Origin of the sequence: Bacillus pacificus (assembly GCF_020861345.1) — a bacterium.
Taxonomy (GTDB): domain Bacteria; phylum Bacillota; class Bacilli; order Bacillales; family Bacillaceae_G; genus Bacillus_A; species Bacillus_A pacificus.
The window spans coordinates 1-13,994 of the sequence record NZ_CP086328.1; the positions used below are offsets into that span (position 1 = coordinate 1).

Consider the following 13,994-nt stretch of genomic DNA (forward strand, 5'->3'; position numbering starts at 1 on the left):
ATGGAAGAAAAGGTAGAAGAATTGATTGATATATATAAGCAGCAAATATATTCCTTATGCTATAAGTTAGCGAAGACGAAAGAAGACGCGGAAGATATTTTTCAAGAGACGTGGATAAAAGTTTTTTCATCGCGGCACCAACTTTCTTACGTGGAGAATCATAAAAAGTGGATTACTACAATTTGTGTTCGTACGTTTTATGATTTTTATCGTAAGAAAAAAAGATGGAAAGATCGAATGTTGGATTTGTTTCATAAAGAAGATGGTGGAGAAATAGACTTCTCGGATGAAGTGAATATATCAGAAGAATTTATTCAAAAAGTGGAAGCAGAAATGATACGGGAAGTTATACAGTTATTGAATGAAAAGTATAAAACTGTGCTCGTACTCTACTATTATGAACAATATTCTTATAAGGAAATGAGTGAAATATTAAATATACCGATTGGTACAGTGAAATACCGCCTTAATTATGCGAAAAAGCAAATGCGAGAACATTTGGAGGGGTTCGTTTATGAAGGAAGATAAATTTGAACAGAAGATAAAGAGTAGCTTAGCAGAAGAGATAACTCCAAGCGAAGAGCTGATAGATAACACGAAGCAGGGCGTGCGAAAGGCTCAGAAGTTAGAGAAGAGATGGGTGATTTATATTCACGCCATTTGGATTGTTTTATTAACAGTTGTTATAGAACAATTTGTCATTCATTTGGATCATAAAATTCCTATGTTGATAGCAATTGTGATTATGATGCACGTATACATTCCAATATATGTTGTCATACAGTCATTTTTAAAGAAGGAGTATAAATTACATGATAGAGTTCGCTAATCCGTTTGTAATATTTGAAGTAGCTGGAGTGACAATGTTTTTAGCTTTTATAGCACTTTTAATATGTGTTGCATCATGGGTATATACAGATGCTAAAGCACATCAAATGAGTAAAGGATGGAGTGTTTTAGCGGTTATATTGCCATTCTTTATCGGGTTTTTATTATATATGGTAAGAAGAAGTAAAAAGAAAGTTGAAGGAGAATATAGGGTGAATTTTGTTAAAAAGCAGAAGGTAACATTAGTTGCGATATTGGCAAGTACAATGTTTGTATTACTTAGTGGCTTTACTTTTGCACAGACGTTAGATGATGCGTGGAGAGCAGGAGATATATATTTAGAAAATGAGAAGCAAGGAGAGACAAGTTACGAGGCAAAATTCTCATCATGGGATATTGCTGGGAAAGATATTGAACTTGAGTATGAAAAGGATACAGAAGTGACATTTTCTTATGAGACGGATGCAAAACGTGGGAATTTATGCTTTAGCTTGTATGAAAGGCAAGGAGAAGGTATAAGAGAGTTAAAAGAGATCTGTGAATCGAAAAAAGGTACTTTTACAGTTACGTTGAAAGCAAATGAAAAATATGTATTGAATATAAGTGGATTAAAAGTAAAAGATGGTTTTGTAAAAGTGAATTGGGAAACAAAATAAAGGACCATGAGAAAGGCCCTTTATTTTATCGGATTGTATACGTAACCGAAAAGCTAACAGGACTATAGTAAACGTAAGGTGCATGAAATTGAACGTACATATTCCCATCTGTTTTTGCAGTGAAAATTCGTCCGTATCCATCAGAATAACGTCCAATAAGATTATGATTTGAGTCATAAACACTGTAACTAGGAGTTTTGCTGTTAGGTTGAATTGTTAGCTCTTGTCCCTTTTGAAGGAAAATAGGTTCTTGCTCAGAACTACCTCCAGTTTGCAAAGAATAAAATTTCGTAAAGCTCTGTTCTTGAGTCGCGGCAGCAACCTTCGTTTCAGCAATAAAAGCGGTAGCACCAGTAATTCCTGCTAAAGTTAACGCACCGGCTAAAATCATTTTTTTCATAGTAGAAAAACCTCCTTATTAGTTGTAATCATTTTTGTTACAGTTAATATTGTATACGATAATGAGTAGGAAAAAATATGCTTTTATGCATATGTATTTTTTCTCAATAAAGACCACTGATAAAAATCAGTGGTCTTTTAAATGATTAAGCAGCTTTCTGTTCGGTTTGAGCAACAGGTTTTTGAAGAGTGTTATAAACACCAGTTCCGATAACTTCTAATGCCATTTTCATACGTTCAGGTGAAATATTCTCCAATACGTTATCTTGAGGTGTATGGTATACCTTCTCAATATGATAGATTAATGGATTCCAACTATCGACACCCATCCAGATGAATAGGGCGGCCGGAATCCCAACTTCAGCAAATGGCACGTGATCACTAGAGCCAAATTTCCCTTGAAGAACGAGGTCATTATTTAATTGTTTACCTGCTTGTAAGGCCGCGTCTGTTACAAGGTTTGGAGAACCGTTAGGCGTCATAGCATATAAATTCTTCGCCTTATCGTAATTTGTTGCAACCATGTCTGCGTTAAAGACACCTAAAATCCGGTCACGTTCTTTTTGGGATAGACTATTAACGTAATGATCAGAGCCAAGTAAGCCAGTCTCTTCAGAACCGAAAGCAATAAAACGAATTTCTTTATCAGTTTCTACATTTTGAAAAGCGCGTGCTAACTCTAATACTAACCCTGTACCAGAAGCATTGTCATTTGCTCCAGGTGCTCCAACGACACTATCATAGTGTGAACTTACAACGACAGCTTTTTCATTACCTGTACTATTTTTTGGTTTCTTTTTAGCAATGACGTTTAATGACGTTAAATTAGATTCATGTCTTGCTTTTAGGGAAAGAATTGTTGTCCCTTTTTTAGCGATTTCTTCTTTAAATGCATTTCCTTGTGCATAAGCAAGACCAAAGACAGGGATAGACTGTTTTTTCGTTAGGCGGGGATTGAAAGTTTGTCCGTAATTTCCACGTCCACCAATTAAGCTGTATAAAAGAACACCTTTTGCTCCTTTGCTAACAGCATTTTCAACTTGTTTATTATAGTCTGCAACTGTTGTTCCTCTTTCGAATAGAACGATTTTTCCGTTTACTTCATTTGGGATATCCTCTAATTTTGTCCCACCTTGAACAAAGATAAGAGGGGCTGTAACAGCCTCTGTAGAAATTAGTGCGTTAGGGGCAGCACCAGCTTGCCAATTACGTTTTGTGGATAATGGTGATTCAATAAATCCAACGTATTGATCCGGCACTTGGAATGGTTGATATTCTACTTCATAGCCCATTGATTTAAGCTGCATACCAACGTAGCGGGAAGCCCATTCCTCTGATTTTGTTCCACCGGGGCGAGGACCAATTGTTTCGGATAAGAAACGGATGTGTTCGATAGCACGGCTTGCATCAACTTGTTTTGTAATAGATGAAGTCTGTGTGATTTCTGACGTGGAATCAGCTTTGGCTTGTCCAATCGGGGCTAAGCTAACAGCGAGTGATACAGCAAGCAAAGAGCTTACTATTTTTTGTTTCAAAGATTTTTTCATTTCTTCCTCTCCTATTCTTCTATTCTCTCTGACTGACAAAAGAAGACGGATAACGACTTCATTTTACCTTTACCTTTATAGTTTTTCAATATTCTGACATTGAGAAATAAAAAAGTTATATGCATATTTACATATTTTTGACGGAGATATGTATGCTATCATTTTAAATGAAGGTTCGCTTTCTGCTTGGAAAGCTCCTACATTGCATGAATCTAGTGTACCCAAACTTTAGATTATGTAGAGAAAAGAATTCACTGTAGGGTTTCTTTTCTCGTGTTTGAATCATGTGATGATAAGTATGTTTCCGCATTTCATAATTATCATCAGTGATATATGTAAGGCATCCATATGAAAATACGAGGCTGTTCAAAGGTTTTCCGTACTTTTGGACAGCCTCACCCCGTTAAAAGGACGATACTCTATGTATCGTCCTTTTTTGTATAAAAAAACACCCCATCAAATATTCACTTGATGGGGTGTGAAAAACTATTAATAATATTTTTTTCGTTTTGTAGCTAAAATACTTAACAATCCAGCTAGTAGAAGTACGATACCTACTGTTTGAGTAGAATCTTTTTTGTGACCTGTATTTGGAAGTTCTTTCCCCTTATTTTGGTCATCTTGCTGTTTGTTTTTATGTGTTTCAGGATTTCCTTTTTCTAGTTCCTCGGAAGTACCTTTACCATGTGTTTCAGGATTTCCTTTTTCTAGTTCTTCGGAAGTACCTTTACCGTGTGTTTCAGGATTTCCTTTTTCTAGTTCTTCAGAAGTTTCTTTTCCTGTTTCCTCTTCTTTATTAGGAGGAGCAACTGGTTTATCCTCTCCACCTGATGAAGAATCGATTTTTTTATTTGAAACTGTAATTTGTAGTGGTGTAGCTTGCGCTTTTTCAATTGTAAAGTCTATTGGTGATACATCTAATTGATAGCCCTCAGGAGCCTTTGTTTCCACTAATTGATAATTACCAGGTTTCAAATCATTTACGATTAATTTACCATGCTCATCTGTTTTTAAACCTTCTCGTACTACTTTTCCATCTTGATTTAAAATATTGAAAATGGCACCCTCAAGTGTTCCATTGTGATCCATATCAACTTTCGTTAACTCCATTGAACCTGTTGTTAAACTATTTAAAGCAGTCACAGAAGTAACTTGAGCTTGTCCTTTCGTAATAGTGAAAGGAATTGGCTTAGCGTTTAAATCGTATCCAGTAGGAGCTTTCGTTTCAATAAACTGATAGTCGCCCGGACGTAAATCAGAAACAGAAATTTTTCCATCTTTATTAGTATTTAAATCAGAACGAACGTCATTGCCATTCATATCAACGATTTTAAATACTGCGCCTTCAAGAGTAGCCCCGTCGATGTCATCAACTTTCGTTAATTCCACAGCGCCTTTCGTTAAGCTATTCTTAGCGGTAACAGAAGCTGTAGCAGTTTGACTCTTTTCAACAGTAAAGTTGATAGGAGTTTGATTTAAGTCGTAATGAGTAGGAGCCTTTGTTTCAATGAATTGATAGTCTCCCGGACGTAAATCAGAAACAGAAATCTTGCCATCTTTATCAGTAGTTAAATCAGAACGAACGTCATTGCCGTTCATATCAACGATTTTAAATACTGCGCCTTCAAGAGTAACACCGTCGATGTCATCAACTTTTGTTAATTCCACAGCGCCCTTCGTTAAGCTATTTTTAGCGATAACAGAAGCGGTAGTGGTTTGACTCTTTTCAACAGTAAAGTTGATAGGAGTTTGATTTAAGTCGTAATGAGTAGGAGCCTTCGTTTCAACGAATTGATAGTCTCCCGGACGTAAATCAGAAACAGAAATCTTGCCATCTTTATCAGTAGTTAAATCAGTGCGAACGTCATTGCCGTTCATATCAACGATTTTAAATACTGCGCCTTCAAGAGTAACACCGTCGATGTCATCAACTTTTGTTAATTCCACAGCGCCCTTCGTTAAGCTATTAGTAGCTGTAACGGAAGCAATTTTTTCTTGCCCTTTTTTAACTGTGAACTTAATAGGTGTTTCGTTTAAGTCATAATGGTTAGGAGCTTTTGTTTCGATAAACTCATAGTCTCCTGGCGGTAATTCATCCACAACTAAACGGCCGTTTTTATCAGTAGTTAAATCAGTACGGACGTCGTGTCCATCCTTATTAACAATTTTAAATACCGCACCCTCGAGTGTTGTGTTTTTTTCAACATCATCGACTTTAATTAACTCCACACTACCTTTCGTTAAGCTGTTAGTAGCTGTAACGAAGACATGCTTTGTTTGACTTCTTTCAATTGTGAACTTAATAGGATCTTCATTTAAGTCATAATGTTTTGGAGCTTTCGTTTCAATAAATTGATAGTCTCCAGGTTGTAAGTCTTTAGCGATGATTTTTCCGTCTTTATTGGTAACTAAATTCGTACGAATATCATTACCGTTCATATCAGTAATTTTAAATACCGCACCTTCTAGCGTTTCTTTCGCATCTAAAGAGTCAACTTTCGTTAATTCAACGCCACCCTTAGTCAAGCCGTTTTTAGCAGTAACAGAAACGTGAATTGTTTGGCTTTTTTCGATAGTGAAAGGAATCGGTGTATTATTTAAATCATAATCTTTCGGAGCTTTCGTTTCTACGAATTGATAATCTCCTGGTCTTAAATTAGAAGCAGAAACTTTCCCGTCTTTATCAGTAGTTAAATTTGTGCGAACAATTTTACCTTTCGCATCAATAATGTTAAATACTGCATCAGAAAGTTTTGTATCTTGATTTATATCATCCACTTTAATTAACTCTACCGCACCTTCAATTAAGCTGTTCTTAGCAGTGACTTGTAACTTCTCTGCTTGGCTTTTCTCAATTGTAAATTTAATTGGTGTAGCATCTAGTTTATAGTGCTTAGGAGCTGTTGTTTCAATAAATTGATAGTCTCCAGGATGTAAATCAGGAATAGAAACTTTCCCTTTTGCATCTGTCGTAATGCCAGTGCGAACGTCATTGCCGTTCATATCAACAATTTTAATACCGCACCTTCAAGAGCTGTACCGTCGATATCATCCATTTTAGAAAGTTCTACCGCACCTTTAGTTAAACTATTTTTAGCAGTAACAAAAATCGGTTCGGTTTGTCCTTTTTCAATAGTGAAAGGAATCGGTTCTTTATTTAAATCGTAATGTTTCGGAGCCTTTGTCTCGATGAATTGATAATCACCTGGACGTAGGTCAGGAACGCTAATTTTACCTTGTGAATTTGTAGTAAGATTCTCGCGAATTACAGTACCCTTCATATCAACAATGTTAAATACTGCGCCTTCAAGAGTAGCCCCGTCGACGTCATCCACTTTAGAAAGTTCAACGCCGCCTTTTGTTAAACTATTTTTCATAGTAACAGTAGCAATACCTTTTTGGCTTTTTTCAACTGTAACTACAATTGGTTTTTTGTCTAAATCATAATGTTTCGGAGCTGTTGTTTCGACAAATTTATACGTACCAGGACGTAAATTTTCAACAACGATTTTTCCTTCATTATTTGTTTTTAAATCTGTTTTAAGCACTTTCCCGTTTTGGTCTAGTAAATTAAATACCGCATCAGAAAGTTTCATTTGATCGTTTAGATCATCTACTTTAAGTAGTTCAATACTACCTTGTTGTAAGCTATTTTTAGCAGTTAAAGAAATAGCTTTCTTTTGTCCTTTTTCAATAGTGAAAGGGATCGGTGTTTCCTCTAAAACGTAATGCTTAGGAGCTTTCGTTTCGATGAATTGATAATTACCTGGACGTAGGTCATCGATTTCGATTTTCCCTTTACTATTTGTAACAAGATCTTTATGAATGACAGTACCCTTCATATCAACAATGTTAAATACTGCACCTTCAAGTTTAGTGCCATCGATGTCATCTACTTTAGAAAGTTCAACGCCACCTTTTGTTAGAGCGTTTTTAGCCGTAATATGAAGAGTTTCAGTTTGGCTTTTCTTAATTGTAAATTCAATCGGTTTTTTATTTAAATCGTAATGTTCAGGAGCTATTGTCTCAACGAATTGATACGTGCCAGGACGTAGGTTTTCAACAACAATTTTTCCCTCATCATTTGTTTTTAAGCCTTCTTCAACTATCTCTCCGTCTGCATCTAATAAATTAAATACAGCATTAGCGAGCTTCGTATCAGTATCAATATCGTCAATTTTTGTTAATTCAACGCTACCTTTTTTTAACGTATTTTTACCTGTAACAGTAATTTTCTCTGTTTGACTTCTTTCAATTGTAAATGGAATCGGTTTCTCATCTAACACATAATGTTCAGGAGCAGCTGTTTCAATAAACTGATAGTCACCTGGACGTAAATTAGAAACAGAAATTTCACCATTGTCATCTGTAACAAGGTTTGTGCGAACTTCGTTACCATTCATATCAACAACTTTAAAGATTGCACCTTTCAGCATTGTACGATCGATGTCATCGATTTTGGTTAAAATGACGCCACCCTTCGTTAAGCTGTTAGTAGCGGTAACGCTAATATTTTCTTTTTGACTTTTTCCGATAGTGAACGGAATAGGATCTTTTCTTAAGTCATAGTCTTTTGGAGCTTTTACTTCAATAAATTGATAGTCACCTGGACGTAAATCAGAAGCAGAAACTTTACCATGTTCATCGGTAGTTAATCCTTTACGAACTACCTTTTTCGTATCATGAGCATCGACAATGATAAATTCTGCACCTTCAAGAGTAGCCCCATCAACGTCATCAACCTTTGTTAAAGTAACGCCACCTGTAAGTAAACTATTTGTTACAGTGACAGGGACTGGAAGATCATCCTTGCTACCTTTTTTAATTGTGAACTTAATAGGTGTTGGATCTAATTTATAATGTTCAGGAGCTGATGTTTCAATAAATTGATAATCTCCTGGTGCTAAATCAGGAATAACTAGTACTCCGTAATCATTTGTTTTTAAATCTTTCGCAATTTCTTTGCCAGTTGCGTCTTGTAATGTGAAGACTGCGCCGGCAAGAGCGATACTACTTTCCACATCATCTTCTTTAATAAGTTTAACTTTTCCTTTCGTTAAACTATTTTTAAATGTAAGTGGAAGAAGTTTTTGTTGTCCTTTTTCGATTGTAAATTCAATTGGTTCTACATTTACATCGTAATAAGTTGGGGCCTTTGTTTCGATAAGTTTATAGTTACCAGGACGTAAGTCGTCTACAACTAACTTTCCTTCACTATTCGTAACAAGTTCCGTACGAACATCTTCATTCGTATCTCTATTAACAATTTTAAATACCGCACCTTCAAGTGTTTCCTTTTCATCTGCAGCATTCACTTTTGTTAATTCAATACCGCCTTTTGTTAAGCTGTTTTTAGCGGTAACAGTAGCAGACGTCGTTTGACTTTCTGTGATCGTAAATTTAATCGGATTTGTATTTTTATCGTAATACTTCGGTGCTGTCACTTCGATAAATTTATAATCGCCAGGGCGTAAGTCGGTAGCGATAGCTTTACCATCTGCACCAGTTTTTATATTTTCGCGAATGACTTTCTTTTCATCATTAGCATCAACAATTTTAAATACAGCACCTTCAAGAGCTGTACCATCGATATCATCAACTTTCGTTAATTCAACATCTCCTGGTTTTAAAGCATTTTCAGCTTTCACAAGTAGCGTTTCTTTTTGACTTCTATCGATTGTAAATTCAATAGGTTCTGCTCGTAAAACGTAATGTTCAGGAGCAGCTGTTTCAATAAATTTATACGTACCAGGACGTAACTTATCAGCTTTTGTTTTTCCATCAGCATCTGTAGTTAGGTCAGTACGAACATCATTATTATTTACATCAACAATTTTAAATACGGCACCTTGTAGAGGTTTTTTATCACCAAATTCATCAACTTTTAATAATTCAACTTCGCCTGTTTTTAAACTGTTTGTTGCCGTAACGGTAGCTAAAGACTGTTGGCTTTTATCGATTGTAAACTCGATAGGGTTTGTATTTAACACATAATCCTTAGGAGCTTCTGTTTCAATAAATTTATACGTACCAGGCTCTAAGTCTTTAACAGTTACTTTACCGTCAGCACCAGTTTTTACATTTTCGCGAATGACTTTCTTTTCATCATGAGCATCGACAATTTTAAATACAGCACCTGCAAGAGCTGTACCATCGATATCATCAGTTTTTGTTAAAGTGACGCCACCTTTAATGAGGTGATTCGTCGCAGTAACAGTAACTGCTTTCTTTTGACTTTTTACAATTGTAAACTCAATTGGTTTTTTATCTATGTCGTAATCTTTCGGTGCTTTTTCTTCGACAAATTGATAGTCTCCAGGGCGTAAATCTTTTGCTTCAATTTGTCCTTGATCATTTGTCGTTAATTTTTCATATCCACGAATTACATTGTTATGTCGATCTCGTACACTGAACTCCGCACCGGCTAAAGTTTTTCCATCTTTATCGACTTTTGTTAAAATGGCCGAACCCGGAATCAAGCTGTTTGTTGCAGTGCGGTTTATTACTGTTGTTTGATCTTCCGCGATTTTAACCCCAATCAGTCGATCATCTAATTTATAATGCTCAGGAGCCTTTGTTTCTTGTAAGTAGTAAGTTCCTGGTTTTAAATTATCTACAGTAATTTGTCCTTTATCATTTGTTGTTAATTTTTCATGTTCTGAAATTATTTTTTTGTCTTTATCAAGTAGTGTGAAAACGGCACCTTGTAGTGTTACGTTTTTGTTCAGGTCATCAGACTTTGTTAAAACTACTTTCCCGACAAACTTCTTATTTACAAGTTTATATGTTGTAGTCTCTTGTGTACCAAGTTCAACAATTTTCCCTTGTTTTAACTCCCAGCTAATTACATAGCCTTCAGGAGCCTTTGTTTCTTTTAATAAATATTTATCGCGTTTTAAGTTATTAAATTTAGCGATACCATCTTTGTCTGTTGTAATTTTACGGATAACAGTTTTACCTGTACGATCGTATAAAGTGAATTCTGCTCCAGCTAATGGAGTGTTCTTATTGTCGTTATCTACCTTTATAATTTCAAGGTTTCCACGACCTGTAGTAGCAGATCCTCCGCCGGAACCGGAAGACATTCGTACTTCAATCGTTTCGGTAGTTTCTGTATTTGTTACTGTTAACTTATTGCCTGTGATTTTTGCTTTATTACTTACTTTTTCTTTATCGTCTGCATTAATAAATGAACGATATTCTAAAATATAAGCTCGATCAATTTTCTTCAAGAAAGCAATTTCAAAATGTTGCTTTCCGGTATTATTGTCTGTTGTTATTTTGAGTTTATAGTCTGTTCCTTGTTTTAATTCATTTGCTGTATCTTTTGTTACATTTCCATAGTAATCGACAGTTGTAGGATATAAGTGGAATGAATCTTCCACAAGTACTTGATTGTCTGTTGGATCGTCTGTTACAACTGCGTCTGCAATGGTCGATTGGCTTTCATTAATTGCAATACTCCAATTAATATAGTTGTCATCTTGCACAGCTTTTTTAGTAACGAAGCTGCCACCTTTATTTACTTGAGCATCACCTTTAAGCGTGTTTACAATTTTAGAGCCATCTTTTAACTCTGCCTCGTTTTTGTAGATGCCTTGGATAAGTTCACCATCGAGGCTTGTTTTAAAGATAATATAGTAAGGTGAATTAATTGATTGTTTGAAATGAACCTTTAGGGTGTTTTTATTTTTCTCTGTAGGTTCTTCAAGTTCATATTTCTCAGTTGGTACAGCATTACCAGGTTGTGCATTGTCAGGACTTCCATTTAAAATCATATCGCGCACTTCAATGGATCCTGGTACTAACTTTTGTTTATTTTGTATTACGTCTATCACATATGGATCTTTAATCTCAACATTATTATAATTAAAACCTATTATCCAAGTGATTTCTTTCGTTTGGGCGTTATAAGAACCGTATTTATATCCATTCGCCTTTGTGAAAGTATCAGGATCAAAGTCCGCTTCAACTTTATTTGATTGTGGATTGGACCCTGCATCTATCCAAGATAGGTTACCTGTATTTTTAAACGAAGTTTTACCACTTTCTAATTTTGTATAGTCAAAGTCTGTCGTATATTTTACGACTAATGTCTTTGTCATATTAGACTGATATGTACCTATAAGGGTAATTTTGAAACCTTTATCTGTTACATCTAAAACATAATCAGTCCCAGCTTGAAGGGTATAATCTCCGTCTTTAATTTCTAGTTTTTTATCTTTTAATTGTAATCCACCATGGTCAAAGGTATCCGTAATGATCGCGTTGTTTAATGGATAGTTGTTATTATTTACCGTAATTGTCCAGGTTGTTGTTTTGTCTTTATAGTTTGTTTCAGCTTTATTATTAGATTTAATAATATTTTGCTGCTTGAAGCCAACTTCATTTTCTTTACTTGAACCATTATCAGCTGTAACTGTATTTTTTATTTTTCCATCTTTTATGACATTACCAGTTGGCTTTGTTTTATAGGAAATTACATAAGCACTATTAATATCCTCATTAAACTGTAAGTCGAATCCATTCTTCTTGTTACTTACAGTGTAATTATTAACAGTATCTCCTGTTACAAGCCTTCCATTATCATCGTAGGAAGCGTTTTTCACAACGATAGAATTTGCATCTAGTTCATGTGTATCGTCAAAAATATCTTTTAAAAGTGCATCAGTTTTTTTGATATTTTTTTGATCACCGTTGTAAGTAATTGTCCATTCAATCGTTTGCGTCTTTGGATCATATTTACTTGTTTTGTTTAAATGTGTACCACGAGAAACCGTTACAGTAGAGCTTGCGTTTTGTTGTTTTTGATTATCACTCGTTATCGTAACGTTATTTCGGAAGTCTTTTACATTTTCATCAGTAATTTTTGTGGCATATTCGATTTGGTATGCTTTACTGATATTCTCCTTAAAAGCAATCTCCAATTTTGAACCATCTGATGAAATAATTTTGTAATCTTCTGGATCGGCTTCTTTACCACGTGTTGCGTTCCCGTTAACATCAACTTCTAAATAATAAACTTTAATAGAATCTTTATTTAAGCTTGTACCTTGTGGGATGTTATCTTTAAAAACGGCGTTTTTAAGGGTGTCTTTCGTTTTATTCATCTCTACTGTCCAATTAATCTCATTTGTATTAATTGGTCTATCAGGTAACCCCTTTTTATTCGTGGCTGTTTTTACATTAGGCTTAAAGTCAACTGTAATAGAAACATCGTTATCTTTAATTGGGAAAGGAATTTCTTGTGTTGTTGTACCTTTAATTTCAGCTTTATTAAATTCTGTTTTTAATTGTAGGTTACCAACAACATCTGGATGTTCTTCAACATAATCGTTAAATGTCATCGTGACTTTTCCATCTTTTGTAACAGTAAAGTTACCAATTGGATTGTTTTCACTATCGTATAAAGGACTGTTAATTGTATTATAAATCTTAAAGTGTTTAGGAAGATCAAAAATATAGTAATCTCCATTTTTAACATTCATCGATTTTAAAAGTTCCCATGTAAACTCAATATTGGCAGGGGAATCTGTACTTGGACGGTTATCCTCTGTAAATGGTTTTCCGTCTTTATCCGTCAACTTTACACCCGTTAAAATGTTTGTTGTTATTTGCTTTGGACCTGAATTTGTACTCTCAGCAGGATCGCTTGCTAGATTTTGTTCTTGGTTATCAGCAGCAGGTTTAGTTGCTGGATTTTGTTCCGGATTGTCAGTAGCAGGTTTAGTTGCTGGGTTTTGTTCCGGATTGTCAGTAGCAGGTTTAGCTGCTGGGTTTTGTTCCGGATTGTCAGTAGCAGGTTTAGCTGCTGGGTTTTGTTCCGGATTGTCAGTAGCAGGTTTAGCTGCTGGGTTTTGTTCCGGATTGTCAGCAGCAGGTTTAGTTGCTGGATTTTGTTCCGGATTGTCAGTAGCAGGTTTAGCTACTTGATCTGGCACTTGTTTATTAGTATCCTGTTTGGTGCCATCTTCTTTAGAATCTTCTACTTGAATAGGAACTGTTATAGGCTGAACCAGTGTTCCTAAAGGAAAATCGATTTGAACTGATTTCTCTTCAGCTTTTAAAGTTGGGTTAAACACAGTATCAATTTTAATTTTTCCTTTAGCATCTTTCGAATTTTCTACTTGATCATTAAATATTAGTTTTAATTTATTATTTTTAGCTGTTATAAAATATTGACCAATATTTTTTTGATCTGTTACTAAATCTCCTTGTAAATCTTTAGATACTTTTAATGCAAGTGGTATTTGAATTACTGCTGTATCGTTTGCATGTACAACTTGTTGATCTTTTATTGACCAAGCATATTCTACTTGAATGGTTGATCCTATCTTTATTAAGTTGTTAGGATTTTTTGCTTCGTCAATAATATGATCCGTTGCATCTTTCATCTCAACAGTGTCAAATAATGAAGTTTCCTTTAAAGTCTCAGCTTTTGCCTGATTGTACGGGAAACTAATAAACTGTGAAAATAGTACAAATACAATTAAACATATATTGAAAAGTTTTTTCATTTTGCCTCCTTTGAACATTCATTTGTTCACTGAGGAATATATTCCAC

At 35.0% G+C, this 13,994-nt stretch carries 5 protein-coding genes and 1 pseudogene; 3 read left to right on the forward strand and 3 right to left on the reverse strand.

The features are described from left to right. From LMD38_RS00005 to LMD38_RS00015, 3 genes are read left to right on the forward strand one after another with little or no spacing between them, the layout of a single operon-like run. Positions 1-528, forward strand: coding sequence for an RNA polymerase sigma factor (locus LMD38_RS00005; protein WP_016719021.1), 528 nt, complete (start codon positions 1-3; stop codon positions 526-528). Further along, the gene (locus LMD38_RS00010; RefSeq protein WP_049111413.1) at positions 515-829 is read left to right on the forward strand and encodes a hypothetical protein; all 315 of its coding nucleotides are present in this window, start codon (positions 515-517) and stop codon (positions 827-829) included. The genes LMD38_RS00005 and LMD38_RS00010 overlap by 14 nt, the downstream gene beginning before the upstream one ends. Continuing rightward, entirely contained in the window at positions 813-1,484 is a 672-nt protein-coding gene (locus LMD38_RS00015; protein ID WP_227585489.1) for an anti-sigma factor, read from the forward strand. The genes LMD38_RS00010 and LMD38_RS00015 overlap by 17 nt, the downstream gene beginning before the upstream one ends. A gap of 25 nt (positions 1,485-1,509) precedes the next feature. On the opposite strand, the gene LMD38_RS00020 is transcribed toward LMD38_RS00015, so the two are convergent. The 3 genes and pseudogenes from LMD38_RS00020 to LMD38_RS00030 form a co-directional block, all read right to left on the reverse strand. Then, complete coding sequence (locus LMD38_RS00020; RefSeq protein WP_044791908.1) at positions 1,510-1,884, reverse strand: hypothetical protein; 375 nt, start codon at positions 1,882-1,884, stop codon at positions 1,510-1,512. A gap of 145 nt (positions 1,885-2,029) precedes the next feature. Next, entirely contained in the window at positions 2,030-3,430 is a 1,401-nt protein-coding gene (locus LMD38_RS00025; RefSeq protein WP_000749143.1) for a M28 family metallopeptidase, read from the reverse strand. 489 nt (positions 3,431-3,919) lie between these two features. Next, positions 3,920-13,947 (reverse strand): annotated as a pseudogene (locus tag LMD38_RS00030) (SpaA isopeptide-forming pilin-related protein). Between the last annotated feature and the right edge of the window lie 47 nt (positions 13,948-13,994).

What these genes read in the sequence shown, in the direction of transcription:
- LMD38_RS00005 (WP_016719021.1), top strand. Translation starts at nt 1, where the DNA reads ATGGAAGAAAAGGTAGAAGAATTGATTGATATATATAAGCAGCAAATA.
- LMD38_RS00010 (WP_049111413.1), top strand. Translation starts at nt 515, where the DNA reads ATGAAGGAAGATAAATTTGAACAGAAGATAAAGAGTAGCTTAGCAGAA.
- LMD38_RS00015 (WP_227585489.1), top strand. Translation starts at nt 813, where the DNA reads ATGATAGAGTTCGCTAATCCGTTTGTAATATTTGAAGTAGCTGGAGTG.
- LMD38_RS00020 (WP_044791908.1), bottom strand. Translation starts at nt 1,884, where the DNA reads ATGAAAAAAATGATTTTAGCCGGTGCGTTAACTTTAGCAGGAATTACT.
- LMD38_RS00025 (WP_000749143.1), bottom strand. Translation starts at nt 3,430, where the DNA reads ATGAAAAAATCTTTGAAACAAAAAATAGTAAGCTCTTTGCTTGCTGTA.